General features: G+C 63.3%; 28 protein-coding genes. 24 read left to right on the forward strand and 4 right to left on the reverse strand.

From position 1 onward, the window contains the following. From AAC023_RS02870 to leuB, 6 genes are all read left to right on the forward strand, one after another. The coding region (locus AAC023_RS02870; RefSeq protein ID WP_339737931.1) for an ACT domain-containing protein at positions 1 to 204 on the forward strand (204 nt) is incomplete at its 5' end. After that, positions 186 to 1,772, forward strand: a complete 1,587-nt coding sequence (locus AAC023_RS02875) for a 2-isopropylmalate synthase (RefSeq protein WP_339737933.1) — start codon at positions 186 to 188, stop codon at positions 1,770 to 1,772. The genes AAC023_RS02870 and AAC023_RS02875, both read left to right, overlap by 19 nt. Positions 1,773 to 1,786: 14 nt before the next feature. After that, positions 1,787 to 2,743 carry a branched-chain amino acid transaminase gene (locus AAC023_RS02880; protein WP_339737935.1) on the forward strand — a complete coding sequence of 319 codons (957 nt, stop codon included), beginning with the start codon at positions 1,787 to 1,789 and terminating at the stop codon, positions 2,741 to 2,743. Beyond that, entirely contained in the window at positions 2,733 to 4,160 is a 1,428-nt protein-coding gene (leuC, locus tag AAC023_RS02885) for a 3-isopropylmalate dehydratase large subunit (RefSeq protein WP_339737937.1), read from the forward strand. The genes AAC023_RS02880 and leuC overlap by 11 nt, the downstream gene beginning before the upstream one ends. Then, on the forward strand, positions 4,153 to 4,740 hold the full coding sequence (leuD, locus tag AAC023_RS02890) for a 3-isopropylmalate dehydratase small subunit (RefSeq protein WP_339737939.1): 588 nt from the start codon (positions 4,153 to 4,155) through the stop codon (positions 4,738 to 4,740). Before leuC ends, leuD begins: the two co-directional genes overlap by 8 nt. After that, a complete protein-coding gene (gene leuB, locus AAC023_RS02895) occupies positions 4,737 to 5,807 on the forward strand; it encodes a 3-isopropylmalate dehydrogenase (protein ID WP_339737941.1) in 1,071 nt (356 codons plus the stop codon). Before leuD ends, leuB begins: the two co-directional genes overlap by 4 nt. Here the strand turns inward: leuB and AAC023_RS02900 are convergent. Then, positions 5,804 to 7,831 (reverse strand): tetratricopeptide repeat protein, encoded by a 2,028-nt coding sequence (locus AAC023_RS02900; RefSeq protein ID WP_339737943.1) that lies wholly within the window; start codon positions 7,829 to 7,831, stop codon positions 5,804 to 5,806. The genes leuB and AAC023_RS02900 overlap by 4 nt on opposite strands. Positions 7,832 to 7,995: 164 nt before the next feature. Between AAC023_RS02900 and AAC023_RS02905 the strand changes: the two genes are divergently transcribed. From AAC023_RS02905 to AAC023_RS02925, 5 genes are read left to right on the forward strand one after another with little or no spacing between them, the layout of a single operon-like run. Next, positions 7,996 to 9,207, forward strand: coding sequence for a class I SAM-dependent methyltransferase (locus AAC023_RS02905; protein WP_339737945.1), 1,212 nt, complete (start codon positions 7,996 to 7,998; stop codon positions 9,205 to 9,207). A gap of 41 nt (positions 9,208 to 9,248) precedes the next feature. Beyond that, positions 9,249 to 10,319, forward strand: a complete 1,071-nt coding sequence (locus tag AAC023_RS02910; RefSeq protein WP_339737947.1) for a glycosyltransferase family A protein — start codon at positions 9,249 to 9,251, stop codon at positions 10,317 to 10,319. Positions 10,320 to 10,374: 55 nt separating this feature from the next. After that, entirely contained in the window at positions 10,375 to 11,109 is a 735-nt protein-coding gene (locus AAC023_RS02915) for a sugar phosphate nucleotidyltransferase (protein WP_339737949.1), read from the forward strand. Further along, positions 11,103 to 12,179 (forward strand): SDR family oxidoreductase, encoded by a 1,077-nt coding sequence (locus tag AAC023_RS02920; RefSeq protein ID WP_339737951.1) that lies wholly within the window; start codon positions 11,103 to 11,105, stop codon positions 12,177 to 12,179. Before AAC023_RS02915 ends, AAC023_RS02920 begins: the two co-directional genes overlap by 7 nt. Continuing rightward, a complete protein-coding gene (locus AAC023_RS02925) occupies positions 12,172 to 13,410 on the forward strand; it encodes a class I SAM-dependent methyltransferase (RefSeq protein WP_339737953.1) in 1,239 nt (412 codons plus the stop codon). The genes AAC023_RS02920 and AAC023_RS02925 overlap by 8 nt, the downstream gene beginning before the upstream one ends. A 229-nt stretch (positions 13,411 to 13,639) precedes the next feature. Here the strand turns inward: AAC023_RS02925 and AAC023_RS02930 are convergent, their stop codons facing one another. Beyond that, positions 13,640 to 14,446, reverse strand: a complete 807-nt coding sequence (locus AAC023_RS02930; RefSeq protein WP_339737955.1) for an undecaprenyl-diphosphate phosphatase — start codon at positions 14,444 to 14,446, stop codon at positions 13,640 to 13,642. A gap of 99 nt (positions 14,447 to 14,545) precedes the next feature. Here AAC023_RS02930 and AAC023_RS02935 point away from each other — a divergent pair, with 99 nt between their 5' ends. The 6 genes from AAC023_RS02935 (at position 14,546) to queG (ending at position 19,061) form a co-directional block, all read left to right on the forward strand. Continuing rightward, positions 14,546 to 15,487, forward strand: coding sequence for a nucleoside hydrolase (locus AAC023_RS02935; protein WP_339737957.1), 942 nt, complete (start codon positions 14,546 to 14,548; stop codon positions 15,485 to 15,487). A 46-nt stretch (positions 15,488 to 15,533) separates the two neighbouring features. After that, positions 15,534 to 16,511, forward strand: coding sequence for a cation diffusion facilitator family transporter (locus AAC023_RS02940; RefSeq protein ID WP_339737959.1), 978 nt, complete (start codon positions 15,534 to 15,536; stop codon positions 16,509 to 16,511). 31 nt (positions 16,512 to 16,542) lie between these two features. Then, positions 16,543 to 17,220, forward strand: a complete 678-nt coding sequence (locus AAC023_RS02945) for a glutathione S-transferase family protein (protein ID WP_339737961.1) — start codon at positions 16,543 to 16,545, stop codon at positions 17,218 to 17,220. Positions 17,221 to 17,294: 74 nt separating this feature from the next. Further along, positions 17,295 to 17,549 carry an antitoxin gene (locus AAC023_RS02950; protein WP_339737964.1) on the forward strand — a complete coding sequence of 85 codons (255 nt, stop codon included), beginning with the start codon at positions 17,295 to 17,297 and terminating at the stop codon, positions 17,547 to 17,549. Next, a complete protein-coding gene (locus AAC023_RS02955) occupies positions 17,546 to 17,866 on the forward strand; it encodes a type II toxin-antitoxin system RelE/ParE family toxin (protein ID WP_339737966.1) in 321 nt (106 codons plus the stop codon). Before AAC023_RS02950 ends, AAC023_RS02955 begins: the two co-directional genes overlap by 4 nt. 70 nt (positions 17,867 to 17,936) lie before the next feature. Next, positions 17,937 to 19,061 carry a tRNA epoxyqueuosine(34) reductase QueG gene (queG, locus tag AAC023_RS02960; protein ID WP_339737968.1) on the forward strand — a complete coding sequence of 375 codons (1,125 nt, stop codon included), beginning with the start codon at positions 17,937 to 17,939 and terminating at the stop codon, positions 19,059 to 19,061. Positions 19,062 to 19,067: 6 nt separating this feature from the next. Here the strand turns inward: queG and AAC023_RS02965 are convergent, their stop codons facing one another. Continuing rightward, entirely contained in the window at positions 19,068 to 19,736 is a 669-nt protein-coding gene (locus AAC023_RS02965; RefSeq protein ID WP_339737970.1) for a hypothetical protein, read from the reverse strand. Between the two features lie 39 nt (positions 19,737 to 19,775). After that, positions 19,776 to 20,291 (reverse strand): GNAT family N-acetyltransferase, encoded by a 516-nt coding sequence (locus AAC023_RS02970; RefSeq protein ID WP_339737972.1) that lies wholly within the window; start codon positions 20,289 to 20,291, stop codon positions 19,776 to 19,778. A 216-nt stretch (positions 20,292 to 20,507) separates the two neighbouring features. Between AAC023_RS02970 and AAC023_RS02975 the strand changes: the two genes are divergently transcribed. The 7 genes from AAC023_RS02975 (at position 20,508) to rpmI (ending at position 26,707) form a co-directional block, all read left to right on the forward strand. Continuing rightward, a complete protein-coding gene (locus AAC023_RS02975) occupies positions 20,508 to 21,653 on the forward strand; it encodes a glycosyltransferase family 4 protein (protein WP_339737974.1) in 1,146 nt (381 codons plus the stop codon). After that, positions 21,650 to 22,633, forward strand: a complete 984-nt coding sequence (locus AAC023_RS02980; RefSeq protein WP_339737976.1) for a glycosyltransferase family 9 protein — start codon at positions 21,650 to 21,652, stop codon at positions 22,631 to 22,633. Before AAC023_RS02975 ends, AAC023_RS02980 begins: the two co-directional genes overlap by 4 nt. 123 nt (positions 22,634 to 22,756) lie before the next feature. Beyond that, complete coding sequence (infC, locus tag AAC023_RS02985) at positions 22,757 to 23,326, forward strand: translation initiation factor IF-3 (protein WP_339737978.1); 570 nt, start codon at positions 22,757 to 22,759, stop codon at positions 23,324 to 23,326. A gap of 203 nt (positions 23,327 to 23,529) precedes the next feature. Further along, positions 23,530 to 23,964, forward strand: a complete 435-nt coding sequence (locus tag AAC023_RS02990) for a peptidase S1 (protein ID WP_339737980.1) — start codon at positions 23,530 to 23,532, stop codon at positions 23,962 to 23,964. A gap of 22 nt (positions 23,965 to 23,986) precedes the next feature. Continuing rightward, on the forward strand, positions 23,987 to 25,741 hold the full coding sequence (locus tag AAC023_RS02995) for a hypothetical protein (RefSeq protein ID WP_339737982.1): 1,755 nt from the start codon (positions 23,987 to 23,989) through the stop codon (positions 25,739 to 25,741). A 161-nt stretch (positions 25,742 to 25,902) separates the two neighbouring features. Next, the gene (locus tag AAC023_RS03000) at positions 25,903 to 26,361 is read left to right on the forward strand and encodes a MerC domain-containing protein (RefSeq protein ID WP_339737984.1); all 459 of its coding nucleotides are present in this window, start codon (positions 25,903 to 25,905) and stop codon (positions 26,359 to 26,361) included. 145 nt (positions 26,362 to 26,506) lie between these two features. Then, positions 26,507 to 26,707: a 50S ribosomal protein L35 gene (rpmI, locus tag AAC023_RS03005; protein ID WP_091769909.1), complete on the forward strand. Its 201-nt coding sequence runs from the start codon at positions 26,507 to 26,509 to the stop codon at positions 26,705 to 26,707. Positions 26,708 to 26,715 lie beyond the last annotated feature (8 nt).

A 26,715-nucleotide genomic window follows, 5' to 3' on the forward strand; every position in this document is an offset into this window, starting at 1 on the left:
CCGAGCAATGGCAGCGCCCGGGTCACGGTCGATGTCGCCGCCCGCGGCGGTGCGCGCCAGATCGACGTGCTGACGCGCCAGATCGAACGCCTGTTCGACGTTCATGCGGTAATCGCCGCCCCCGTGGGGGCGCTGGACTTCACCGCGGGCATGGCCCCCGCCAATGCAAATGAATGGAGGGCTGAATGTCCAAGCCAACCGTAATGCGCGCCCCGCAAACCGATGAACGCGTCTACATCTTCGACACCACACTGCGCGATGGCGAGCAGGCCCCCGGCTTCTCGATGTCGCCGTCGGACAAGCTGGCGATTGCGCGCATGCTGGAGCGTGTCCGCGTCGACACGATCGAGGCCGGCTTTGCCGCCGCTTCACCTGGCGATAGCGAAGCGATCCGGCAGATCGCCTCGGAGATCACCGGCCCGACCATCTGCTCACTGGCGCGGGCCAGCGAGGCTGATGTCGACGCGGCTGCGCGGGCGCTGGAGCCGGCACGGCGCAAACGCCTGCATGTCTTCCTCGCCACCAGCCCGATCCACCGCGAAGCCAAGCTGAAAATGTCCCGTCTGGAAGTCTTGCGGGCGATCGAGAAGGCGCTGTTGCATGCGCGCGGACGCTTCGACGAAATCGAGTTTTCAGCCGAGGATGCGCTGCGCACCGAGCCTGAATTTCTGATCGAGGCCATGAGCTGCGCCGCCAGCTTCGGCGCGGATGTTCTCAATGTGCCCGACACGGTCGGTGTCAGCGAACCGGGCGAAATTCGGGCCCTGTTTGCCAGTCTGACTGAAAAGGTGGAGCGGCCGGAACACGTGATCTTCTCGGCCCATTGCCATGATGATCTCGGCCTGGCCGTCGCCAACAGCCTGGCCGCCGTCCAGGGCGGCGCCCGCCAGATCGAGTGCTCGATCAATGGCATCGGCGAGCGCGCCGGCAATTGCTCGCTCGAGGAAGTCGTGATGGCCCTGCGGGTGCGCGCCGACATCTATGGTGTCGACACCCATCTGGACACGACCGGTCTGTGGCCGGCGAGCCAGAAGCTGACCCGGGTTACCGGGGCGGCGCTGTCACCGAACAAGGCGATTGTCGGCAAGAATGCCTTCTCGCATGAGGCCGGCATTCACCAGCACGGCATGCTGTCGGACCGGCGCACCTATGAAATCATGACACCGGAAAGCGTCGGCTCGCCGGGCAGCGCACTGGTACTCGGCAAGCATTCGGGCAAGCACGCCCTGGCCCAACGCCTGTCCCAGCTGGGCTATCAGCCCGATCCGGACACGCTCCACACCACCTTCATCGCCTTCAAGGCCTATGCCGATGAGCATGGCGAAGCGACCGATGCCGATCTGGTGGCGCTGATGGAGCACCGCTCTCAAAGCGGTTGCCAATGGACGGTGTTGCGTACCGAATTGCGCACGACAACCGGGCCGAGACCGCAACAATTCGCCCGCGTCGAGCTGGAACACCCCGAACGCGGCCGCGTCTCCGACATCGCCTCAGGCGACGGGCCGATGGCCTCGGCCTTCGCCGCAGTGCAGCGCATTACCGGCACCACGGCCACAGTGATCGGTCTGGAGACCCGGCTCGTCAATTCGCCGGCCGGCCGCGATTTCGTCGCCGAGATCCGGCTCGATCTCAACGGCACACACGTCTCTGGCCGCGCCCGCGGCCCGGATGTCGTCACCGCCGCGATCGACGCCTTCTTGTTTACCCTCGACCGGGGTCAAGCCTTTGACACGACCGGCGAAGCCCACCCCCAACCGGCAATCGCCGTCTGACCAGGAGAAATATCATGGCAATTCAGGAAACCGATTTCATCTGGCGCAATGGCGAGCTGGTCGACTGGCACGATGCCCAGACGCATGTGCTCAGCCACGCGCTGCATTACGGGACCTCGGTGTTCGAGGGCATCCGCTGCTACGACACGCCGAACGGCCCGCAAATCTTCCGGTTGAAGGAACATGTCCGGCGTCTGTTCGACTCGGCGCGCGTCTATCACATGCCACTGCCCTATACCGAGGCCGAGCTCGAGGAGGCCTGCAAACAAGTGATCCGCTGCAACCGCCTCAAGGACGCCTATATCCGCCCCGTGGCCTTTTTCGGCTATGGGGGGATCGGCGTCCTGCCGGGCAAGGACACCAAGATCGAAGTCTGTATCGCCGCCTTCCCCTGGGGTGCCTATCTCGGCGAGGAGGCCCTGACCCAGGGCGTTAATTGCTGCATCTCGAGCTGGAACCGTCCGGCCCCGAACACCATCCCGACGGGGGCCAAGGCCGGCGGCAATTATCTCTCCTCGGTGCTGATCAGCCATGAGGCGCATTCGCGCGGCTTTGACGAGGGCATTGGCCTGGACGTCAATGGCCTGGTCTCCGAAGGTGCGGGCGAGAATATCTTCGTCGTCTCCGATGGCATTATCCGCACGCCACCGACCTCGGCCTCCATCCTGTCCGGCCTGACCCGCGATGCGGTGATCAAGCTGGCCGAGGCCGAAGGCTATGATGTGCGCGAACAGACCCTGTCGCGCGAAAGCCTCTACGTCGCCGACGAGATCTTCTTCACAGGCACGGCTGCGGAAATCACCCCGGTGCGCTCGGTCGATGGTCATGTCGTGCGCTGCGAGGGTCGCGGCCCGATTGCCGAGCTGATGCAGAAACGCTTCTTCGGCCTGTTCTCGGGCGAGACCCCGGATCGTCATGGCTGGCTGCACCCGGCCCATGGCAATGGCATGGAGGTCCAGCATGTCGCCTGACGACGGCACGCCGCGTTCCCTGTTCGAAAAAGTCTGGGACAGCCACCAGGTCTCGGCGGAAACCGCCGGGACGCCTGGCGTGCTCTATATCGACCTGCATCTGATCCATGAAGTGACCTCGCCGCAGGCCTTCTCGGCCCTGGCCGCGCGCGGTCTGAAAGTGCGCCGTCCGGACCGCACCCTGGCGACGATCGATCATTCGACGCCGACGCTGGACTTCAGCGCCGGCGAGACGCCGCCCTATGCCACCGAGGCGGCGCAGCTCCAGGTCGAGATGCTCGAAGCGAATGCCGCCGCCCATGCCATCCCGCTGCATGGCTGGGGCAGCGATTATCGCGGTGTCGTGCATGTGATGGGCCCGGAACTGGGCGCGACCCAGCCGGGGATGACGGTTGTCTGTGGCGACAGCCATACCGCCACCCATGGCGCCTTCGGGGCGCTCGCCTTCGGCATTGGCACCACGGAAGTGGGCCATGTGCTCGCCAGCCAGTGCCTGTTGCAGCGCAAGCCGAAATCCCTGCGTGTCACCGTCAATGGCCGCACCGGACCAGGTGTGTCGGCCAAGGATATCGTGCTGGCGATCATTGCCCGGCTCGGCATTGATGGCGGCACGGGCAGCGTGATCGAATATGCCGGCGAGGCGATCGAGGCGCTCGACATGGAAGGCCGGATGACGGTCTGCAATATGTCGATCGAGGCCGGCGCCCGCGCCGGCATGATCGCGCCCGACGCCACCACCTTTGCCTGGCTGAAAGGCCGCAAGCTCGTCCCCCAGGGTGCCGCCTGGGACGAAGCCGTTGAGCGCTGGTCGCAGTTGGCCAGCGATCCCGGCGCAAGTTTTGATCGCGAGATCGAAATGGACGCTGCCGAGATCACCCCCATGGTCACCTGGGGCACGGCGCCGGATACCGGGATTGCCATTGGCGACCATGTGCCCGAGGCTCGCTCCGCGTCGCACCAGAAATCGCTCGATTACATGCAGTTCGAAGCCGGCCAGCCGATCGCCGGCACCCGGGTCAACCAGGTCTTCATCGGCTCGTGCACCAATTCGCGCATCACCGATCTGCGCGAGGCGGCGGAAATCATGCGCGGCCGCCAGGTGGCACCGGGTGTGCGGGCGCTGATCGTGCCCGGCTCGGTGCAGGTGCGCCAGCAGGCGGAAGCGGAAGGGCTCGACCGGATCTTCATCGGTTCCGGCGCCCAGTGGCGCCAGCCGGGCTGTTCGATGTGTATCGCCATGAATGGTGATCGCGGCGAGGCCGGCGAGCTGGTGGTCTCGACCTCCAACCGCAATTTCGAGGGCCGCCAGGGTCCCGGCGCGCGCACCGTGCTGGCCAGCCCGGCGACGGCCGCTGCGGCCGCCGTGACCGGGCGCATCACCGACCCGCGCAGCCTGATGGAGAGCGCCCATGTCTGACAATCCGGCCGGACTGGCGCACCTGCACAGCCGCACCTTCCTGTTGCCACAGGAGGATATCGATACCGACCAGATCATCCCGGCGCGTTTCCTGACCACGACAACGCGCGAGGGCCTTGGCAAGCTGGCCTTTCATGACTGGCGCTATGACAAGGACGGCCAGGAACGCAGCGATTGCGCCCTCAACACGCTCGACACGGGCGAATTCGCCATCCTCGTGGCCGGACGCAATTTCGGCTGCGGCTCCTCGCGCGAGCATGCGCCCTGGGCGCTGCACGAGTTCGGCGTCCGTGCCGTGATCTCCAGCGAGATCGCCGATATCTTCCGCTCCAATGCGGCGAAGAACAATATCCTGCCCATCGTCGCGCCGCCGCAATCCCATGCCTGGCTACTGGCGCATGAGGGCGTGGAAGTGAAGATCGATCTGGAGCGGCAATATGTCGATCTGGGCAATGGTCCGGGCTTTCATTTCGAGATCGAATCCTTCGCCAAGCATTGCCTGATCGAGGGCACCGACCCGCTCGGCTTCCTGCTCTCGCACGGCGATGACATCACAGCTTACGAGGCCCGCAGCGCATGAAAACCTATTCAATCGTCCTCTTGCCCGGCGACGGGATCGGCCCGGAAGTCACCGCCGTCGCCCGCGCGGCGATGGAATGCGTCGCCGCGATGTCCGGCTTCCGCCTGACATTCTCCGAACACGCCTTTGGCGGCGCCTCGATCGACCGGTTCGGCGAGCCGCTGACCGCTGACACGCTGAAAGCCTGCCAGGCCAGCGATGCGATTTTCCTTGGTGCCGTCGGCGGGCCGAAATGGGACCAGGCGCCGTCGCGGCCGGAGGCCGGCCTGCTCGGTCTGCGCAAGGCGCTGCAGGTCTATGCCAATCTTCGCCCTGTCAGCGTGCATCCGGCCCTGGCCGGCAAATCGCCCCTGCGCGCCGAACTGGTCGCCGGCGTCGACATGCTGATCGTGCGCGAGCTGACCGGCGGCATTTATTTCGGCGCCCGCCAGAAGCGCCAGGACTATGCCAGCGATGAGTGCGCCTACAGCCGCGCCGAGATTGAGCGCGTCGCCCATATCGCCTTCCGGCAGGCGCGTCTGCGCCGCGGCAGACTGATGTCGGTCGACAAGGCCAATGTGCTGGAAACCAGCCGTCTGTGGCGTTCCGTCGTCAGCGAGATGGGGGCCAAAACCTATCCCGATATCGAGCTCGACCACATGTATGTCGATGCCGCCGCCATGCACTTGCTGCGCGACCCGGCCTCATTCGATGTCGTGCTGACGGAGAATATGTTCGGCGACATTCTCAGCGACGAGGCCTCCATGCTGCCCGGCTCGATCGGCCTGCTCGGCTCGGCCTCGCTCGGCGACCAGCGTCCCGGCCTGTTCGAACCCATCCACGGCTCAGCTCCCGATATCGCCGGCCAGGACAAGGCCAACCCCTTCGGCGCGATCGAAAGCGTGGCGCAATTATTCGAGGCCGGTCTCGGCGAGACCGAGGCGGCGGCGCGGCTGCGCACCGCTGTCGGCGCCATGCACGAAGCCGGCGAATGGACCGGCGATCTCGGCGGTTCGCTTACCTGCTCGCAAGCCGGCATTCGGCTGATCACACATCTTGAGCGCCAGCCGGCGATGGCGGCGGGCTAGCGGCGGGCGGCCAGATCCAGCAGCGCAGTTTGCAGGTTCTGGCCAAAGGCGACGGCATCACATAGCGGAGACACCGCTACCTCATGGCGCAGCGAACGGCGAATCTCGTCCAGGGCGGGCAAGTTGCGAGCCAACGCTACGGCCTTGGCAATATAATCATCTCGCGAATTTGCGATCCATTCCGTGCGCCCGATATTGGTGAGATGGCTGGTTGAGTGCCGCCCGGCGAAGGTCGGTCCGGGCAGCGTCACCACCGGATTTCCCATCCACAGCGCCTCGCACGTGGTGAGCCCGCCGGAATATGGCCAGGTATCGAGCGCGATATCGGACCGGTTATAGGTGTCGAGCAGCTCGCGGTGCGGGACGGCTGGCTCCATGAGAATGCGGTGCCGCTCTATCCCGTGGCTCTCGAACCAGCCATGGACCAGCCGCCGCGCCGCCAGCGAGGTGAAACCGCTGCCCTTCAGGATCAGCCGGCTATCCGGCAGCTGATTGAATATGCTGGCCCAGACGCCGACGATTTCCGCGTTGATCTTGGCCGGATTGTTGAAGCTGCAAAACGTCACATGCTGATTGGCGAGACCGGGCGCTTCGCCGACCTCGGGCGCATAGTCAGGTGGGTCATAGACGACATAACCATCAGGCAAGCGGTAGATGTTTTCTGAATAGAGATATTCATCGGCCTCCGGGAGCTGGGCCGCATCGGCCAGGAGCCAGTCGATACACGTCATGCCGGTCGTATTGTAGAGACCACCCACCCATTTGATCTGCACCGGCGCGGGCTTGCGAGCCATGACACCGGGGCGCCCCTGGTTCGAGCCCGCCATATCGATCAGGATATCGAGTCCGTCCGCGCGCATCCTTTCGGCGACGGCGTCATCGGAAGCCGAACGGATATCACGCCAGGCCGAACACGCGCCTTGCAAGCGCCCGGTGAAATCATCACGCCGCCCGCCATTGGCATAGGCGAACAGCTCGATGACCTCCCGGTCCATCGCTTCCAGGCCAGACAGGGACAAATAGAGTGCAGGATGTCGATGGAAACTGCCCGACAGAAGCCCGACCCTGAGCGGCTTGCCGGGTTTGCGCGCCGGAGACGGAACGGGCGCGGTCACGCCCTGCATTGCGGCCCGGGCGTAGTGATCGATTTCGGTCCGGATCCGGTCCGGCGGGATTCCCGCGATATAATGCATCGACATGGCGGCATTGCCGAGAGGAATCGGATTGGAAGGTTCGCGCTCCACCGCGTTTCTGAATGCTTCCAATGCAGCGCTTGGCCGGCAGGTTTCCTGCAGGATCAAGCCGAGGCTATTGTAGGTTCGCCAGCAGCCTTTGCCCAGTTGCAGGGCCTGTTCCATACATTGTTCGGCCTCTTGATAGCAACCGCAGTCGCGATGGGCGACCGCGAGCAGTGACCATGTGCCGCCATCGCCAGGAGCCAACTCCCTCGCCTTCTGCAAAAGCTGCAAGGCCGGCGTCGGCTGTCCGGCTATGAGGCAGGCTGTGGCCGCGGTCAGGAGCGCGATATGGGGCGCATCTGACACCCCGGACAGTCTGAGAACTTCGGCATAGAGCTTCACGTTCCGGGCACCGCTCGGCCAGGCCTGCACCAGGCGCTCACCATACTTCGCCGCTGCGGCGAAATCGCGCGACCGAAGACAGGATAGGCACAGGACGGAATAATCCGTCTCCTTTTCGCGACCCAACCCGATCGCCCGCTCCAGCGCCTGCCTCGCACGGCCATAATCGCGCACGGCGAAGTGCAGGAAGCCCAGGTGGGCATGACGATTGGGGTTCTGAGGGTCCAGGGCGGCGGCGCGCTTGCAGTTTTCACGCGCCTCTTGCCACCGCCCCGCCTCGGCCTGGCTGGCGGCCAGCGCGGTGAGAAGCTCGGGATATCCGGCGCCGCTCCCGGTGCGCGAGGACACGTAGGCTTCGGCCCGGTCGAAACTGTTTTCGCGCGCAAAGGACAGGATGGTTGCGACATCAGGATTATCGGTCGCAAGGGAGAAGGCAAATTTCATGGGTGACGCACTCACTCAGGGGCAGGTTAAATCCAGGGTCAGCCGACCCCCACAGCAGGAAGACGATTCGGTCTTGCCGTTTCGGGTCGCCCCCCGATTGCAGTGGATTGCCTGCCGAATTTAAGTATAAACCGTCCATTCCGTCCAGAAGCTGGAACAATGGCATGACAGAACAATCAGCGAAACGCCCTTTCTCGCCCAATGACTTGTCGGCCTGCCCAGCCTGTTCCGGCGTGTCATTTCCGCTCGACTACCGGGTCGACAAAATCCCGACCAATAGCGTGCGTATCCTGCGCTCGAAAACGGCAGCGGCAGACGTGGCCACCGCGGATATGGAGCTGCTGGCCTGCACCGCATGCGGCTTTGTCTGGAATGCGAAATTCGATCCCGCTCAAGTCGACTACTCGAGTGATTACGAAGCGACCCAGGCTTTCTCCGGGACCTATAGCCGTTTCCTCCAGGCCCAGGCGCGCGAATTTGCGCAAGCCCATGGCTTGCAGCGCAAGACAATCATTGAAATCGGATGCGGCCATGGCGAATTTCTCGCAGCCCTGTGCGAGGCCGGCGAAAATACGGGAATCGGGTTTGACCCGGCCTTTTCTGCGGATCGGGCTCCCGCGATCAGCCGCGGCAGCTATGAAGTCCGGACCCGGATGTTCAACGAACGCACCCGCTTGCCGGACGCTGATTTCATTTGTTGCCGCAATACGCTTGAACACATCCAGGATGTTGGCGATTTCCTCAGGGCTCTGCGCGCAGCGATCGGAAGTCAGGGGGACCCGATCGTATTTTTCCAAGTTCCATCCTGGGAGAGGATCGCGAAAGAAGGCGCGTTTTGGGACGTCTATTACGAGCACTGCTCCTATTTCACGGCAAAATCCCTGCGCGCTCTATTCGAGATGAATGGCTTCGAAGTCTCCACTTGTGAGCTGAGCTATGGCGACCAGTATCTCACCCTTCTGGCGCGCCCGGCACTGAACGGGCCAAGCCCTTCGCCGAGGGCGGGTTGTGACCGGCTCGCGCACCAGCAGAGCGGCAACCGCTTGAATGCCCAAGTCGAAACATGGTCGAAACAGTTGAGCGCCGCGGCGTCAGATAGTAAACGGACAGTGCTCTGGGGAGGTGGATCAAAGGCCGTTGCACTGCTGACCACTTGCGGTGACCGCATTGCGGTAGACGGCGTAGTCGACATCAACCCGCACAAGAACGGCACCTTCCTTCCGCTCTCGGCTCACCGCGTCATGGCACCCGAGGAACTTCCAGCCCTGCGTCCGGATCGCATCATTATTTTGAATCCAATCTATTCTCGTGAGATACGGGCCCAATTGGCCGAGTTAGACATACACACCGAGGTCCTGGAGTTGGGGGCCGCGTAGATAGGGTCCAAACCCGGCCCAACATGTTTCAGGTAAAAGTAATGACCGCAAAAATTGAAGTCTGCATACCGGTGCGCAATGAGGCGAAACACATTGGCGCTACGATCAACGCTCTGAACAACCAAACGTTTCGAAACTTCTCAATAAACGTGTTCGACAACAACTCCGATGACAACACGCTCGACATCTGCAAGGCCCAGCAAAAAGATATTGAAATAAGAACTCATCGTCGCAGTTTTAATGTCGGGCAAACTTCTAACATCAATGAGTCATTTATCAACGCAGAGGCGGAATTCGTTGCCCTTCTGAGCGGAAATGACCTTGTTTCCGAAAATTATCTCGAAGTATTGCTCGGCGAGCTGGAGCGAGATGCGCAACTGGGCACGGCCTATGGTCACGCCGCGTATGTCGATGACAATGGTACCCCTTTCGCCAGTCAGCCGACGAATTGGGATTTCTACGCATTGCTGGACGATGACCCGCTGGTGCGAGCGTCTGACGCCATTGCAAAATACTGCCAGGCCTCCAGCTTCTTCGCTCTGTACCGCAAAACCGTGCTTGACCGGATGCAGCCGCAACCCTTCTGCTATGGCGGCGACCATATTTTCGCCTGTGAAGCCGCGATCTACGGAAAGGTCGCGTTCAACGACCAGGCGCGCGTCGGCCGCAGCCTGCCACCCGGCGCCAGCTCGCCCGGGAGGCGCGTGGAGCATCTGGTCAATCTGTTCTCGCTCGACCAGCAGCGCGGGCTGCCGAATAATTCGAGGATGAATGCATTCGAGAGGATTACGCCGATCGTCGACATGTTTCACGGCTATCTGAACATGTTCCGTCTGGCCGACCTTCCCCATGATGACCGCGCCAGACTGGTCAGCACCGGATCCCGTGCCTTCCTGGCGCGCTATGGCAACGCGCTCGAAGGCGATATCCGGCGCTTTGCACCAATCGCCAAACGTGTCGTGGAAGCCGCAGCATCGAAGGATATTGTGACGCGGATGATGGTCAATCAGGCGCTTCGCAAAATTGATCAATGCCTCTTCCTGAAATCCGATTCAGAGATGATCAGCATTCGTCGGGAATTGTCCGACGCCTATTGCGGAACGACAGCTTGATCCCCCGCGGACCGGCTCCCCATCGACAGCCGCCACCGGCCAACAGGTGCACGCCGTGAAGGTCGTGATCCTGGCGGGTGGCCAGGGCTCGCGGCTGGGTGAAGCCGGGAAGGACAAGCCGAAGGCTCTGGTCGAACTCGCGGGCATACCCGTCATTGAGCGCGTCATGGCGATCTATGCCGGATATGGACATAGCGACTTCCTGGTCGCCACGGGTTTCAAGGCAGACCAGGTGGCGGCGCATTTCGAGCGCCGCCTTGCCGTACAGGCGAACCAGCCGGCCTGGCGCTCGGGATGGTCCGTCGACTGCGTCGAGACCGGCGCAGAAACGGGAACGGGTGGCCGCATCAAACGCCTCGAACACCATCTCGCGAATGACACCTTCATGCTCACCTGGACTGATGGCCTCGCCGATCTCGACATTGAACGGCTGCTTCGCTTCCATCGCCAGCACGGCAGGCTGGCAAGTGTCACCGCCGTTCGCCCGCCACCAAGGTTTGGCCATCTGACGCTCGAGGCTGATCGCGTCGAGGCCTTTGAGGAAAAACCTTCCGCGCGGGAAGGCTGGATCAATGGTGCCTTCTTCGTTCTCGAGCCTGGCGTGCTGGACTATATCAACGGCGATGAGGCGCAATTTGAGCGGGGCCCGCTGCAGGCACTGGCCCGGGACGGAGAGCTCATGGCGTACCGGCATGAAGGCTTCTGGAACTGCATGGATACACCGGCCGACATCGAGAAACTGGAAGTGATGGCGCGAGACGGACACCTGCCTGGAGGCGCCCCATGGTGAGCGGTCACAGAATTCTGGTCACAGGTGACCGGGGTTATTTCGGCAGTATCCTGGTCCCGATGCTGGTTGAGGCAGGGCATTTTGTCCAAGGCATGGACCAAGGGTATTATGCTGGTTGCGCGTTCGGAGAATTCCAGCCCGCGGCGGCGTCGTTGCGAAAGGATATACGCGCGATCACCGCTGACGACCTGCGCGGTTTCGACACGGTCATCCACCTCGCCGCGCTCTCGAATGACCCCCTGGGCGACATCAATCCCGAGCTGACCCTTGCAATCAATCATCGCGCCTCGGTTCGACTGGCGCGCCTCGCCAAGGCCGCCGGTGTCACACGTTTTGTGATGTCCTCCAGTTGCAGCACTTATGGCAGGTCGGACGGAGCCATCATTTCCGAAACCTCGCCGCTCAACCCTGTCACGCCCTATGGCCGGTCAAAAGTGATGGCGGAACACGGAATTTCCGAGCTGGTCGACACGGATTTCTGTCCGGTATTTCTGCGCCATGCGACCGTGTACGGCCTCGCCCCCATGCTCAGATTTGACCTGGTCGTGAATAATCTGGTCGCCTATGCCGTGGCTACGGGCCGGGTGCATTTGAAGAGCGACGGCCAGGCCTGGCGGCCGCTGGTGCATATCGAGGATGTCTGCCGGGCTTGTATCGCTGCCGCCACGGCCGAAGCCGGTCTCGTCAGGAATGAAGTTTTCAATATCGGCCAGACTGTCGACAATTATCAGATATTCCAGATCGCCGACATGATTGCCGATACAGTTCCAGGGTCGCGCGTTGAAATGGCTGATGGTGCCTCGCCCGATGAACGCTCGTACAATGTCAATTTCTCCAAGGCTGAAAACGGCTTGCCCGGATTTGAACCCCAATGGTCGGTGCAGCGCGGGGTTGATCAGCTATTCCGGGCCTATACCGGGGTGGGGCTGCGCACCGGCGATTTCGAGGGGGTGCGTTATAGCCGTCTCGCCCGGATCATCGATCTGATGGACGCGGGCAAACTCGATTCAGAGCTGAACTGGCGCGACCGTGCACGGCCGCATGGCGACCAGGCCGAGGCCGATGTTTGAACCGGTGTCCCGCTGCAGGTCCTGCCAGAGCGAGGCGGTATTCCCGGCGATATCGCTGGGCGTGACCCCCTTGGCGGACCGATTGCTGCATCGGAAGGAGCCGGGTGATAGCGAGCCGACAGCCCCGCTCGCACTGATCACTTGCGCCGATTGCAGCCTCGTTCAGCTCTCCGGGACCGTGCCCCCCGACCTGCTCTTCGGCAATGATTACCCGTATTATTCCTCGGTGTCGCCGCAGCTGATGCGCCATTTCGAAATGAGCGCCCGCTCACTGATTGAAACGCAACAGCTCGGCCCGGCCTCACAGGTCATCGAGGCCGCGAGCAATGACGGATATCTGCTGCGCCATTTCGCGTCTGCGGGCATACCGGTGCTGGGGATCGATCCGGCGAGCGGCCAGGCCGGACGCGCCAATGCCATCGGCGTTCCGACGCGCTGCGCCTTCTTCAATCTGGCCCTGGCCGAACATCTCCGCGACGTCGAGGGCATCACCGCCGATCTCTTCCTCGCCAATAATGTCCTGGCGCATGTCCCCGAAATCAACGATTTCGCGGCGGGCATTGCCACCATCCTGAAGCGCGATGGTGTCGCGGTGATTGAAACGCCATACCTGCTGGATCTGATCGGAAAGACCGAGTTCGATACGATTTATCATCAGCATGTTTTCTATTATTCGGTCACAGCACTGAAATCGCTGTTTGAACGGCACGGGCTTTTCCTCAACCGGATCCAGCCCCTCGATATCCATGGCGGCTCGATACGGATATTCGTCTCCCGCTCACCCGTCACCACGGACGGGTCCATCGCTGCGCATCTCGGGCGCGAGCAGGCCGTGAGGATCAAGGAGCCTGACCTCTATACCGGCCTCGAGACGCAGGCCCGGCGCGTCAGATCAGAGCTGGTGGCTTGGCTGGATGAGGCAAAGGCGACGGGGTTACGGGTGGTGGGCTATGGCGCTGCGGCCAAGGCCACGACCCTGCTGGCCTATTGCGGCATTGGCCGGGACCAGCTCGATTACATTGTTGACCGCAGTCCGGACAAACACGGAAAATATATGGGCGGCAACCATCTGGAGATATTTCCGCCCGGGCAATTGCTTGTGGACCAGCCTGATTACCTGCTGATCCTGGCCTGGAATTTTGCCGAAGAAATCATCGAGCAACAGGCCGAGTATCGCCGCCGCGGCGGCCAATTCATAATCCCTCTGCCGAACTTGCAGATCTTGAGCTGATCGGACATTTCGAACACTGACGGCGATGGCAGCGGGTTAGGCCCTCCGGAAAATTTTACGGGACTCGGGAAAACCGGCTGCTATTACGACTATTATTACCGCGGGTGCGCTGGAACGGGGAAAGTCCATCGCCCGGCGGGTGGCCGGATACGGGGTGGGTGATTCACGGGTTCAAAGAGCCTGAGGATTGTCGCACGGGGCAGGCGGGGCGGGGATAAGCCGCCTCGCGCTACATCGCCAGCCAGGCCAGCAACCCCACCCCCAGCGCGATGCGGTAGATCACAAACGGCAGAAACCCGACCCGGTCGACCAGGCGCATCAGGACCGCAATCGCGCCCAGCGCCGAGACGAAGGACAGGCCGGCGACGATCAGGCCGTCATGCAAATCAGCCGCGCCGGTGCCGGATTCGCCCATCAACTCGATCACCGAGATCACGGCGAAGGCGGCAATGACCGGGATCGACATCAGCATGGAAAACCTCGCGCTCTCGCTGCGGCCGAGACCGAGCGCGCGGCCGGCGGTCATGGTGACGCCGGAACGTGAGGCGCCGGGGATGAGGGCGGCGGCCTGGGCGAGGCCAATCAGCGCGGCGTCCCTGAATGTCATGGTCTCGATGGATTTGACGCTGGGGCCATAGCGATCGGCGAGCCAGAGCGGGACGGCAAAGAGAAGGGTTGAGATCGCGATCACCAAGGGCGAGCGCAGGGCGTCGACCAGGTTGAGGGCGAACAGCGCGCCGCCGAAAATCAGTACCGGTGGCAGCGAGACGGCAACCAGCAGGGCGAGGCGCCCGCCTGGTGTGATGCGGCCGGTCAGCAGGGCGAATTTGCCGATGGCGACATCGCGGATATCACGCCAGAAATAGACCAGCACCGCCAGCAGGGTGCCGCCATGGGCCATGACATCGATCAGGGGGCCCTGATCGGCCTCGCCCAGCAAGGCGGGGGTGAGGATCAGGTGCGCCGAAGAGCTGATCGGCAGGAATTCGGTGATACCCTGAATCAGGGCGAGGACGACAAGATGGATCAGGGTCATGATGGCCGTTTTGCTTGATTTGACGGCATCTTCGATCACTTGCCGGGGCTTGGCCAGTGGATTGTCACCGGCCGGCCAGAGCGGGCCGGGAGCAGGGGCATGAAGGTCTGGATCGACACGGATGGCGGCGTCGATGATGCGCTGGCAATTGCCTGCGCATTCGCATCGCCGCGCTTTGAGCTGGCCGGGATCACGACCGTGTTCGGCAATGTCGCGCCGCGCAAGGCGGCCCGCAATGCGGCGCTGGTGCAATCCTTTTTCGCGCCGCCGCACATCACCATCAGTGTGGGCGCGGTGGCGCCCCTGATCGGCAGCTGGCGCGATGCGCGGGTAATCCATGGCGAGGACGGGCTGGGCGGGGCGACAGCCGGGCATGTGCTTGGCTATGAGGCAGGGCATGTGCAGGAAGACGGGCCGGAGGTCTGTGCCCGGCGGATTGCCGCATTCGCGCGCGAGGCCGGGGCGGATGATGCGATCATCTGTATCGGACCGCTGACCAATCTCGCCATTTCGCTGCGCCTTTATCCCGATGCCTTTGACGGTCTCGACCGGATTATCTGCATGGGCGGAGCCCTGGGTATTCCGCCCTCCCGGCGCGGCACAGTGGAATTCAATTTCGGTTCCGACCTGGAGGCGGTGCGCGGCGTGCTGGCTTCAGCGCCGCGCCTGACCGTCATCCCTCTCGACACCTGCCGCCATGTGGTCTTGCGCCGGGCGCGCCTCGCTGCGATTGCTGAAGCGGCCGGCACGCCGCTGACGCGCTTCCTGCAACGGGCGCATAACCACTATATGGACAGTTATCGCGCCAGTGACGGTATTGATGGCTGCTACCCGCATGACGCGCTCGCCATTGCGGCGCTGGCCGAGCCCGGCGTGTTCAATCTCCAGACGCTGGCACTGGAATTGTCCGATGATGCGAGCTTCCCGGGCCTGCTGCGAGAAAGCCCCCACGGCCGGCCGGTGCAAATCGCGACCGCGGTGGACCAGCGCGCGGCGCTCGACTGGATCGAGGCGTGCATTTGCGCCCCCGCCCCGCATTGACGCGCCTTGTCAGTGCGCCATAAAGCTGGCTGAGAGGTTTTACGTCATGCCCCACGATCTTTCCCACGATTCCGGCGGCCCGGGCCGCCTCGCACCGGCCGAGGCGCGCCGCGTCACCGGCCTGGCGACCTCCGCCTCGGTTGCGGTCGCCGTGGTGCTGGTCGTGACCAAGGCCATCGTCTGGTATCTGTCCGGCTCGGTCGCCCTGCTCGCCTCGCTGGCCGACAGCGCGCTGGATCTGACCGCCTCGCTGACCGTCTTGTTCGCCGTGCGCTATGCCGCCGAACCGGCCGATGCCGAACACCGTTATGGCCACGGCAAGGCGGAGGCCTTTGCCGGCGTGATGCAGGCGATTTTCGTGGCGGCCTCGGCAGCGCTGCTGTTCCGCGAAGGTATTCAGCACGTACTTGAACCGGTCGAGATCCAGGCCAGCGGCTGGGCCCTGGCTGTGATGGTCCTGTCGATCGTGCTGACCATCGGCCTGGTCATCATCCAGACACGGGCGGTCGAGCAGACGGGCTCGATCGCGGTCGAGGGCGACCGGGCTCATTATTATTCCGATCTCGGTGCCAATCTCGCCGTCATGGCCGGCATTGCCGGCTCTGTCTTTCTCGGCTGGCTCTGGCTCGATGCCGCTGTCGCGCTCGGCGTGGCCGTCTGGCTCGGCATCACCGCCTGGGGCGTTGCCAGGGGTGCGCTCGATCAATTGATGGACCGCGAATTGCCCGATGAGGAGCGCGAACGCATCCGCCAGCTCGCGCTTGGCGAGGATCCGCGCATTATCGACCTGCATCAATTGCGCACCCGGGCTTCGGGCCCCCTGGTGCACATCCAGTTCCATCTCGGCCTGCCCGCCGATCTCAGCCTGCGCGAGGCGCACGAGATCGAGGTCGAGTGCGAGCGGCGTTTGATGGCGGTCTATCCGGCCGCTGACATCATGATCCATGCCGACCCGCACGGGGCCGCCGAGCCGCACGGCACCGCTTTCTTCCGCGCCGGGCTTGCGCCCAATCATGAACATTAGTCGTTAAGCGAAACCGGATTAGTCTGACGCCATGCGCGTTCTCCATTTCTGGCCCCTCGATCCCTTCTCGCGCCAGGTCCGTGTGGCCCTCGACGAGAAATCCCTGAAGCACCAGCTTCAGCTCGAGACGCCGTGGGAGCAGGCCGACCATCTGCAATCGCTCAATCCGGCCGGCACGACGCCTGTTCTGGTGGACGAATCCGGCGGTGGCCGCCGCGTCATCATCGAAACCCGCGCCATCCTGGAATATCTTGAGGAGACCTCGCCCAGCCCCTGCCTCCTGCCCGGCGGACCGGCCGACCGCGCCGAGGCCCGGCGGTTGATGGACTGGTTCGACCGCAAGTTCGACGGCGAGGTGAATGCCTATCTCCTGCACGAAAAACTGGAAAAACGCGTCCAGGGCCTCGGCTCGCCCGACCCGGCCGCGATCCGCCAGGGCCGCGAGCATTTGCGCTGGCATCTCGATCATATGGCCTGGCTGCTGGAAAGCCGCGATGGCCTCGCCGGCCCGCGCTACACGCTGGCCGATATCGCCGCCGCGGCGCATCTGTCCTGTGTCGATTATCTCGGCGATGTCCCCTGGGACGAGTTCGAGCCGGTCAAGCAATGGTATCTGCGGGTGAAATGCCGCCCCGCCTTCCGCGGCCTGCTCACCGATAAATTGCCCGGCACCCAGCCTTCGGCGCATTATGCGGATCTGGATTTCTGAGGGAGAATTGGCGGGTAACGGTGCTCCTGTATATGTGCTAATGTGGGTTTGTGGGGATTGACGGAGTTTGTCACATGAGCCGCCTGACCATCGACATGACCGACCAGCAGCACCAGAGCCTGAAGGCGCTGGCTGCCCTGCAGGGCAAGACGATCAAGCAGTATGCACTCGAACGGCTATTCCCCGGCGATACGGATGCCGAGCGGGCATGGCAGGAGCTGAAGACCCTGCTGGAATCGCGCATCGAAGAGGCTCAGGCGGGAAAGGTGTCCGCCCGGAGCATCGGCGAAATTCTCGATGAAGAACTGGCGGCAGGCCGCCGCGCTTGACCCGGCACAATTATGTTCTGACGGATGCGGCGGAAGCCGATATACGCGGAATCATCCACTACACACGCCAGCAATGGGGCGACGCGCAGCTGCGCCGATATATGGCCGGGCTGGAGAGCGGCATTGCCCGCCTGGCGACCGGCCAGGGAAGTTTCAGGGACATGAGCGCGCTCTACCCGGCGCTGCGCATGGCGCGCTGCGAGCATCATTACGTCTTCTGCCTGCCGCGCGAGACTGCTCCTGCGCTGATCGTCGCGATCTTCCACGAACGCATGGACCTGATGGCACGCCTGGCCGACAGGCTGGCGCCGCGATAGCCCTGTATTCAGTCCCACCCCATGCCCTGCCAGCTATCACCCCCGGCCTCTTCCCGCTAATATCCACCCCATGCACACCGCCGCGCTGAAAGCCGAAGCCCTCGCCTCCGGCTTCACCACCGTCCGCATCTGCCGTGCCGATGAGGCCTGGGAGGCGGGTGAGCGGCTGGCGGAGTTTGTTGCCGGCGGCATGCATGGCGAGATGGGCTGGATGGCGGAGACGCTCGCGCGGCGCCAGCATCCGACCGCGATGTGGCCCGATGCGAAATCGGCCGTGGTGGTGGCGCTCAATTACGGCCCCGATCACGATCCGCTCACCGCGCTGGAACGCAAGTCCGAAGGCGTAATCTCGGTCTATGCGCAGAACACCGATTATCACGACCTGATGAAGAAGCGGCTGAAGCATTTCGCCCGCGCCTTTGTCGACAAGACCGGCGCCGAGGTGAAGGTGTTTGTCGATACCGCGCCGTTGATGGAAAAGCCGCTGGCGGCAAAATCCGGGCTGGGCTGGCAGGGCAAGCATACCAATCTGGTCAGCCGGACACATGGTTCCTGGCTGTTCCTCGGCGTCATGCTGACGGCGGCCGAGCTCGAGCCCGACGCGCCGGAAACCGATCATTGCGGCACGTGCACAGCCTGTCTCGAAATCTGCCCGACAAAGGCCTTTCCCGGCCCCTACCGGCTCGATGCGCGGCGCTGTATTTCCTATCTCACCATCGAGCACAAGGGCCCGATCCCGATCGAATTTCGCGCCGCAATGGGCAATCGCATCTATGGCTGTGATGACTGCCTGGCGGTGTGCCCGTGGAACAAGTTCGCCGCGGTGACCGCGGAAATGGCCTTCCACCCGCGCCCGGAGCTCAAGGGACCGCTGCTCAGCGAGCTCGCGGCGCTCGATGACGAGAGTTTCCGCCAAGTCTTCACCGCCTCGCCTGTCAAGCGAATCGGGCGGGGCAGATTCGTGCGAAATGTGATGATCGCGATCGGCAATTCGCAGGACCTGACCCTGCTGCCCGCGGTCCGCGCCAGTATTCAGGACGAAGACGCCATGGTGCGCGGCGCGGCCATCTGGGCCCTGTCGCAACTGGCACCGCAGGAGGCGCACGCGCTGGCCATGGCCGGTCCGGGCGATGAGGACGATGCCGATGTGCTGGACGAATGGCGCAGCGTGCTGGCGGCGCACGCGGACGGCTAGGCGCGACTAGCCTTCGCTCAGCGCCGCGAGCCGGCGGGCTTCATTGATCCGGCCCCGCAGGACCAGAATTTCGATATTGTCCGGTGCGATCTCCCGCGCCGTTTCCATATCCTGCCAGGCGCCATCGAGCGTCCCGGTTTCAAGCCGCGCCGCGGCGCGCAAGCGCCAGGCCTCGGCCAGATCCGGTGCCTGGGCGATGGCCGCCGCAGCAGCGGTTTGCGCCAGCGCCCAATCCTCCAGCGCCAGACCGGTCCTGGCCTCCCCGAGCAGGGCGTCGAGATCGTCGGGCACCAGATCAAGCGCGGACTGGAAAGCACGCTGCGCGTCTTCGCTGCGCTCGACCGTCAGCCAGGCCTTGCCGGCCTCGACCAGCATGGCGGTGCGGATTGACCGGTCGCGGCCGCCCGCTTCGGTATTGGCCAGTTCTTCCAGCGTCGAGGCGCCGGCCATCACATCGCCGAGTGCGACCAGGGCGCGCGCCTCGCAATGGGCCGCCGGCCAGCCACCACCCTCCATCCGCCAGCTCAGGGCGTCTTCGAACGCCTGGTCCTGCTCGGTTTCGACCCGGTCGAGGCAGTCGAGATAACGCGCCGTCTCGATCTCGATCGCCGGGGTCTGGGCGTGAGCCGGGCTGATGGCGAGAGTGAGAAGGCAGGCGGAGAGGAAAACACGCATCGGGGCATCCGGTTTTGCGGCAGGGCGATGGCGGGCAGATTAATCACCACACGCGGCCCGGTCCATCGCCGGTTCAGCGCCCGTGAGCGGTTCGGCTTGGCGGAGAGGGTCGGCACGGTAGGGGTCGGGGCGGGAGACTTCCATGGCGCGCTCGGGTGATTTCAGCGGCGTATAGCCAAACCTGGCATAGAGTGGCTGGGCATCGGCGGTCATCAGCATCAAACGGCGGCAGGCCTGGATCTCGGGCAGACTGTGCAGGCACTCCACCAGCCATTTGCCCAGGCCATGGCCGCGATGGGCCGGGTCAATGATGACGTCAGCGAGATAGGCGAAGGTCGCCCGGTCGGTGATGAAACGCGCCATGCCGGCAAATTCGCCATCGGGCGCGAGCAGGCAGAAGGTCCAGGCATTGGCCGCGGCTTTCGCGACCGTTTCCGGCGGAATACCCGGCGACCAGTAGGATGTGCTCAGCAGACGGTGGGCCGAGGCGAGGTCAAAGGCGCTGCGCTGGTCGGTGATCCGGTACCCACTCCGCTCGAAACTGTTTTCCCGCATCACCCTTGCTCCTGCACACGAGACCGGTCCGGAGCCGTAGCATGACGACGGCGGGGGTCTATTCAAGATTTCCGTCATTGTGTGACCGGGGCTGAGTACGACCGGGCCGGGCAGCAAGCGGGCCAGGCTCGCTGCGGATTCGTTTGTCACAGGCGCGCGCTTGTGAAAAAACCCGGACCTGTCCACGATTTGCAAATCCGATAGCGCCGCCACGCCATGAATCTTCTCCAGGTCATTCCCCAGCTCGAGGCTGGCGGCGCCGAACGCACCACCCTGGAAGTGGCGCAGGCGGTTGTCGCGGCTGGCGGGCGCGCCCTGGTGGCCAGCCAGGGTGGCCGGCTCGAAGGCGAATTGGCGGCCCTTGGCGGTGAATTGATCCGCCTTCCCATGGGCAGCAAGAACCCCTGGACCGTCTGGCGCAATGCCGAACGCCTCGCCCGCATCGTGCGGGCCGAGAAAATCGATTTGATCCATGCCCGCTCACGCGCGCCCGCCTGGAGCGCCAAATGGGCCGCCGACCGCACAGGCGCGCATTTCATCACCACCTATCATGGCACCTATAACGGCAAGACCGGGCTGAAACGCTGGTATAATGCGATCATGGCCCGCGGTGAGCTGGTGATCGCGAATTCGCAATTTATCGCGGCCCATATCCGCACCCAGCACCCCTTTGCCGCCGATCGCGTCCGCGTGATCCCGCGCGGGGTCGATCTCGACCGCTTCGATCCGCAGGTGATTGCACCGGACCGCGTCGCCGGACTCGCCGCATCCTGGGATATCGCCTGGCCGTCAGACCGGTTGATCGCGCTTTTCCCGGCCCGGCTGACCGGCTGGAAGGGACAGCGCGAAACCCTCGCCGCGCTCGGCCAGCTCAAGGCCGACGGCCTCGCCCTGCCGCTGACCCTGCTGGCCGGCGATGCCCAGGGCCGCGATGGCTATCTCGCCGAACTTGAGACCCTGATCCGTCAGCATGACCTGTCTGGCGATGTGCGGATTGTCGGCCATTGCAGCGACATGCCCGCCGCCTTCGCGCTGGCGGATATCGCGCTGGCCCCCTCGGTCGAGCCTGAAGCCTTCGGCCGCACCGCCGCCGAGGCCGGTGCCATGCATGTCCCGGTGATCGCCGCCGATCATGGCGGTGCCCGCGAAGTCGTCCTGCCGGGCCAGACCGGCTGGCGGGTCGAACCCGGCAATCCGGCAGCACTGGCCGAGGCCATCCGGGAAGCCGTGTCGATGACGAAGGCGCAACGCAGCGAAATCGGCGCGCAGGCCGCCCGTCATGTCCGGACACAGTTCTCGACACGCGCCCTGCAAGCTGCGACTTTGCGCGTTTATGAAGAGGCTCTAAGCTCGCAGCCATGATCGAACCGCAACGCGATACCATTTATGTCCTGCATTGGGGGGATTTGACGTCGACCGTGCGGATGCTCGCTTCGGCGAAAACACTCCGCCAGGCGCACAAGCGTGACCGGATCGTGCTGCTGACAACACCGGAATACGAGTCCTTCCTCAAACACAGCCCGTTCTTCAATGCGATCGAGATCGATGCCCGGCCCGAAGGACGGCCGCAAACGGTTGCGCGTGACAAGCGCCTGAAGTCCGCGCATCCGGCCCGGGTCTACGATCTGGTCGGCGATGCCATTTCGCGAAAACTCAAGGGCCTGTTCCGCTTTTCAAAATGTGACTGGGTGGAAATCCTCCCGACGCGCAGATCGAGCGAACACCCGGTCGACGAGCTGGCCGGCGTGCTCAATGCGGCGATCGGCAGCGGCCCGACCTATTTCCCCCTCGGCGGCGCGCCATCGCCGGACGCGAGCTGGGTCGATTTCCTGGCACGCAAATCGCGCATGCTCGATCCGGAATATTTTGGCCTGAACGGCCCCTTTGCCCTGCTCGCGCCGGCCGGCGAAGAGGTCAAGCCGCCCTTGCGCTGGCCGCGCGAGAAATGGGCCAACCTGGCGCATGAATTGCTGCAGGCCGGCATTACACCGGCCCTGGTCGGTGGCCCGGACACCCGCGAAATCGGCCGTTATGTCTCGCAGGTTGCCCCGGGCGCGCGCGACATTACCGGCAAGGCGAAACTGCCCCAGCTTGCCGGCCTTGCCCGCCGCACGCGCTTTGTCTTCGGTGAGGATACGCCGCTGCTTCACCTTCTGGTCGCGGCCGGCGCGCCGGCTCTGGCGCTCTATGCCGGCGTTACGGACCCGGCATTGAATGCGCCGCGCGGCGATGCACCGGTGATTTTGATGCACGCGCCCGTTCTGGCGCAGGTCGCACCATCCGAGGCGATCGCCGCGATGCGCTTCGCAGGCGGGTTTTCTGACCGCACAGCTGCGGCGTGAACCGCGTGCGACGCTTGCTTAATGTGATCATTTCACCATAGTGCGCGGCTCTCCGGCAGGGTGGCGGCTCATTTGAGCCAGTTTGGGCTTGATCCAGCTGCGCCGCCGGAGGATTACTAAGTATTGCTCGCAGGCCATAAGGGAGAAGCGGCCATAGCCCGTAGACCACAATCTGCGCAACCGCCAAAAAAAGACGGACCGCGTATGAATCTAGACATCCGCGTACCGCGGGTGCTTCTGATCGACGAACATGGAGAGAAGCAGGGGATCGTGCCGACCGAGGCCGCTCTTGAGGCGGCCGCACAGGCCGGACTCGACCTTGTGGAAGTCTCACCGAACGCTGATCCGCCCGTTTGCAAAATCATCGATTATGGCAAGCTGAAATACCAGGAACAGAAGAAAAAGGCCGAAGCTCGCAAGAAGCAGAAAACCGTCGAGATCAAAGAGATCAAGATGCGGCCCAATATCGATGTGCACGACTATCAGGTGAAAACCAAAGCGATGCACCGCTTCTTCGAATCCGGCGACAAGGTGAAGATTACCCTGCGATTCCGGGGCCGTGAAATGGCTCACCAGGATCGCGGCATGGACATCATGCGCCGCGTCAAGGAAGACTTCGCCGAAGTCGCCAAAGTCGAATTCGAGCCCAAGCTCGAAGGCCGGCTGATGGTGATGGTGATGGCGCCGCGCTAGGCGCGATTGCCCGCAAATCCCGAATTGCGACTGAACCCGGCCCCTTTGGAGGCGGCGGCGTTCAGTCGCGGTTCAGTTCACCTGTTTTCAGATGATATCCTCTGCAAAGCATGCTCAATTGTGGGCAACTGGCCGGATCCGGAAATGGCGGGCCAGGGGTATCGGGGATTTGAATGATCAGACTGTCCGCAGTTTTAATCGCAATGATCGCATCGGGCGGCGTCGCCGCCGCGGACAACCCGTCCCCCATGCCGAGCGCCGGCAATGCCTCGCTGTCTGCGGGTTTCACACCCGACCCCTACCGTGTCCGCCTGCCGACCGGTGGCCCGATCGATGCCAGCGAGGCGCGCGGTCAAGACTGCGATGGTTTCATCGCCGCCATGCCCGACTTCAATCTTTTCTACAATTCCGCTTCCTTGCCATTGATCATCTCGGTTGATGCCGAGGTCGACACCACACTGGTGATCCAGACACCGGACGGCAATTGGCACTGCGATGATGACAGTGGCGACGGCCTCAATCCGTCGATCCGCTTTGCCGCGCCACAATCGGGAAATTACGACATCTGGATCGGCACCTATGCCGACGCCTCCCGGGAGGAGGCGACGCTTTCGATATCCGAACTTTTCAGCGAGTAAGATCGCACATCAGGGGAGACATATGATGAGCTATAAATGGGCGGCCGGTGCCGCAGCAGTGATCATGTTGGGCGGGGTTGCACAGGCACAGGATGTCGAGGCGGCACCGGCCTATGGATCGGTCAACCTGTCGGCGGGCTTTGCCGAGGATCCGACATCGGTCGGGATCCAGGCCGGCGGCGCCATTTATGCCGGCGATCTCGCCAATGCCTGCTCCGGCTATATCTCCTACCAACCTTCCCTCAACGTGCAATACAATGCCGGTGACTACCCGCTCTACATCTCGGCGGCTTCCGACGCCGACACGACGCTGATCATCAATGCACCGGACGGCAGCTGGCACTGCAATGATGATGCACCAGGCCAGGGCCTCAATCCCGGCGTCGAATTCGCCGCGCCGCAATCGGGCGTCTATAATATCTGGGTCGGCACCCTGTCGGCAGGGAGTGGCTATGAGCCGACCATGCTGCACATTTCCGAAGTCGGATTCTCCAGCGACAATGCCTATTCGCGAGCGCCGAATGCGGCGCTTCAGCCCAGTGCCGGCATCCTCAACCTGCGCGCCGGTTTCGGCGATGATCCGCGCCGCGTCGCCGTGCGTGCCGGCGGCGATCTCGACGGCAATCGCGGCACCGGCGGTTATTGCTGGGGCGAGATCAGCGAGGCACCCAGCGTCTGGCTGAATTATTCCGCCAATGATCAACACGATCTCTATCTGTCGATGGAGTCGGAGTACGATACGACGCTGATCGTCCAGGGCCCCGACGGCAATTGGCATTGTGATGATGACGGCGCCGAAGACCTCAATCCAGGCATCCAGCTGACCAATCCGGTCGCCGGGCGCTATGCGATCTGGGCTGGCCGTTTTTCCGGTGGCACCCTCGCCGATGCAACACTCTTCGTCTCTGAAACCGGTTTCCGCGGCGAGATTGACGTGCCCGCCGTGCTCGATTTCAACCTGCCGGCCAATTACGGCTCGGTTTCACTGCAGGCGGGCTTCATTCCCGATCCCTACAATCTCGCCCTCCAGGCTGGCGGGGATGTTGAGATTTACGAGGCGATCGGCAGCAATTGTCGCGGTTTTTCGACCACGGCCCCGGATTTCAACCTGAATTATGAGGCCGGCTCGCTGGATCTCTACATCTCGGCAAGCTCGGACGGCGACACGACCCTGGTCGTCAACGCGCCGGACGGGAGCTGGTTCTGCGATGATGATGGCGCCGGCAACCTCAATCCCGGTGTGCATTTCGACCAGCCAGCCTCGGGCGTCTACAATATCTGGGTCGGCACCTATGGTGAGGTCGAGCCGGAAGATGCCACACTGCACATCTCCGAGCTGGCCTTTGGCGATGAATACCGGGGTGGCGGTGCGCTCGACTACTCCCTGGAGGCCAATTTCGGTTCGGTCGCGCTGACCGGCGGTTTCTCGCCCGACCCCCATGTCGTCGACGTCATCGCCGGCGGGAGCTTTGCCGCGCAATCAGCGGCCGATTCGATGTGCCGTGGCTATGTCTCCGCCGCGCCGGATTACGAGCTGACCTTTACCCCCGGTTCGCTCGACCTCTACATCTCCGTGCTCTCGGAGGCCGACACGACGCTGGTCATCAATGATCCCAGCGGCGATTGGATCTGCAATGATGACAATAACGGCCTCAATCCCGGCATTCATTTCGATCAGCCGGCTGCGGGAACCTACGACATCTGGGTTGGTACCTATCGCGAAGGCGAAAGCGCCCCGGCCCAGCTGGAAATCTCCGAACTCGGCTTTGCCGAATAGCCCCGGGGGCTGACGCCCCTGCTGCATGACGACTGAAAGCGGGCGGCTCCGACAAAGGGCCGCCCGTTTGCTGTCCGGCACGAACTGCGCATGGCAGAGGCCGGGGCTTTCATCGGCACGGATGTTATACTATATCATTTCCGACCAAAGCGGATGAAATCATGATGGCCCTGCTGCCCAAGCTCAATTTTGGAAATGGCTCCCTGGATCTGACCGGGATCAGCCTGTCAGCGGTTTGCGTCGCTCATTGCCTGGTTTTCCCGGTCGCGGCCGCCGCCGCGCCCATGCTGGCCCCCAATCTCGGCGAAGCGCTTGGCGCCAGCCATGCCTGGCATCTGGGCCTGTTGGCGATTGCGGCGCCGGTTTCGCTGCTGGCCCTGGGCTGGAGCGTGCGGTCCAGCCGGGCGCGCTGGCCGATTCTCGCCCTGGGCCTTCTGGGGCTGTCGCTGATGGCGGTCGGTGCCCTGCATCTGTCCAGCCAGCTGGTCGAAACCATCATTACCCTGTCCGGCGTCACCATCCTGGCCGCAGCGCATCTGATCAATTGGCGCAGCCAGGCGCGCGCCGGCCATGATCACATCAAGGATTGCGGCCTGTGCGAGCATGAGCACGCAGCCTGATTCAGACTCCCTCGCGCTGTTGCAATCCCCCGCCAGACGCGTATAAACCCCGCTCTCTTATCACCAGTCTACCGGGCCAAATCGACATGCCCGCTGACTGTTCACACCCTCGGACCGGTTCGCCGATCCAGCAAAGGAGATGGAAATGTCGAAGATGAAGACCAAGAGCGGCGCCAAAAAGCGCTTCAAGCTCACTGCCACGGGCAAGATCAAAGCCGGTCAGACCGGCAAGCGTCACGGCATGATCAAGCGTACCCCCAAGCAGATCCGCGACAAGCGGGGACAGGTTGTCCTGTCCGCTCAGGATACGAAGATCATCAAGAAATATCTCCCGTACGGCCTTTAAGCCCCCGG

This window comes from uncultured Maricaulis sp., assembly GCF_963976135.1.
GTDB lineage: Bacteria > Pseudomonadota > Alphaproteobacteria > Caulobacterales > Maricaulaceae > Maricaulis.

What these genes read in the sequence shown, in the direction of transcription:
- rpmI (WP_091769909.1), top strand. Translation starts at nt 26,507, where the DNA reads ATGTCGAAGATGAAGACCAAGAGCGGCGCCAAAAAGCGCTTCAAGCTC.
- leuC (WP_339737937.1), top strand. Translation starts at nt 2,733, where the DNA reads ATGTCGCCTGACGACGGCACGCCGCGTTCCCTGTTCGAAAAAGTCTGG.
- queG (WP_339737968.1), top strand. Translation starts at nt 17,937, where the DNA reads ATGCACACCGCCGCGCTGAAAGCCGAAGCCCTCGCCTCCGGCTTCACC.
- AAC023_RS02900 (WP_339737943.1), bottom strand. Translation starts at nt 7,831, where the DNA reads ATGAAATTTGCCTTCTCCCTTGCGACCGATAATCCTGATGTCGCAACC.
- AAC023_RS02925 (WP_339737953.1), top strand. Translation starts at nt 12,172, where the DNA reads ATGTTTGAACCGGTGTCCCGCTGCAGGTCCTGCCAGAGCGAGGCGGTA.
- AAC023_RS02910 (WP_339737947.1), top strand. Translation starts at nt 9,249, where the DNA reads ATGACCGCAAAAATTGAAGTCTGCATACCGGTGCGCAATGAGGCGAAA.
- AAC023_RS02950 (WP_339737964.1), top strand. Translation starts at nt 17,295, where the DNA reads ATGAGCCGCCTGACCATCGACATGACCGACCAGCAGCACCAGAGCCTG.
- AAC023_RS02940 (WP_339737959.1), top strand. Translation starts at nt 15,534, where the DNA reads ATGCCCCACGATCTTTCCCACGATTCCGGCGGCCCGGGCCGCCTCGCA.
- AAC023_RS02980 (WP_339737976.1), top strand. Translation starts at nt 21,650, where the DNA reads ATGATCGAACCGCAACGCGATACCATTTATGTCCTGCATTGGGGGGAT.
- AAC023_RS02990 (WP_339737980.1), top strand. Translation starts at nt 23,530, where the DNA reads ATGATCGCATCGGGCGGCGTCGCCGCCGCGGACAACCCGTCCCCCATG.
- AAC023_RS03000 (WP_339737984.1), top strand. Translation starts at nt 25,903, where the DNA reads ATGATGGCCCTGCTGCCCAAGCTCAATTTTGGAAATGGCTCCCTGGAT.
- leuB (WP_339737941.1), top strand. Translation starts at nt 4,737, where the DNA reads ATGAAAACCTATTCAATCGTCCTCTTGCCCGGCGACGGGATCGGCCCG.
- leuD (WP_339737939.1), top strand. Translation starts at nt 4,153, where the DNA reads ATGTCTGACAATCCGGCCGGACTGGCGCACCTGCACAGCCGCACCTTC.
- AAC023_RS02965 (WP_339737970.1), bottom strand. Translation starts at nt 19,736, where the DNA reads ATGCGTGTTTTCCTCTCCGCCTGCCTTCTCACTCTCGCCATCAGCCCG.
- AAC023_RS02905 (WP_339737945.1), top strand. Translation starts at nt 7,996, where the DNA reads ATGACAGAACAATCAGCGAAACGCCCTTTCTCGCCCAATGACTTGTCG.
- AAC023_RS02935 (WP_339737957.1), top strand. Translation starts at nt 14,546, where the DNA reads ATGAAGGTCTGGATCGACACGGATGGCGGCGTCGATGATGCGCTGGCA.
- AAC023_RS02875 (WP_339737933.1), top strand. Translation starts at nt 186, where the DNA reads ATGTCCAAGCCAACCGTAATGCGCGCCCCGCAAACCGATGAACGCGTC.
- AAC023_RS02880 (WP_339737935.1), top strand. Translation starts at nt 1,787, where the DNA reads ATGGCAATTCAGGAAACCGATTTCATCTGGCGCAATGGCGAGCTGGTC.
- AAC023_RS02970 (WP_339737972.1), bottom strand. Translation starts at nt 20,291, where the DNA reads ATGCGGGAAAACAGTTTCGAGCGGAGTGGGTACCGGATCACCGACCAG.
- AAC023_RS02920 (WP_339737951.1), top strand. Translation starts at nt 11,103, where the DNA reads ATGGTGAGCGGTCACAGAATTCTGGTCACAGGTGACCGGGGTTATTTC.
- AAC023_RS02995 (WP_339737982.1), top strand. Translation starts at nt 23,987, where the DNA reads ATGATGAGCTATAAATGGGCGGCCGGTGCCGCAGCAGTGATCATGTTG.
- AAC023_RS02975 (WP_339737974.1), top strand. Translation starts at nt 20,508, where the DNA reads ATGAATCTTCTCCAGGTCATTCCCCAGCTCGAGGCTGGCGGCGCCGAA.
- AAC023_RS02945 (WP_339737961.1), top strand. Translation starts at nt 16,543, where the DNA reads ATGCGCGTTCTCCATTTCTGGCCCCTCGATCCCTTCTCGCGCCAGGTC.
- AAC023_RS02930 (WP_339737955.1), bottom strand. Translation starts at nt 14,446, where the DNA reads ATGACCCTGATCCATCTTGTCGTCCTCGCCCTGATTCAGGGTATCACC.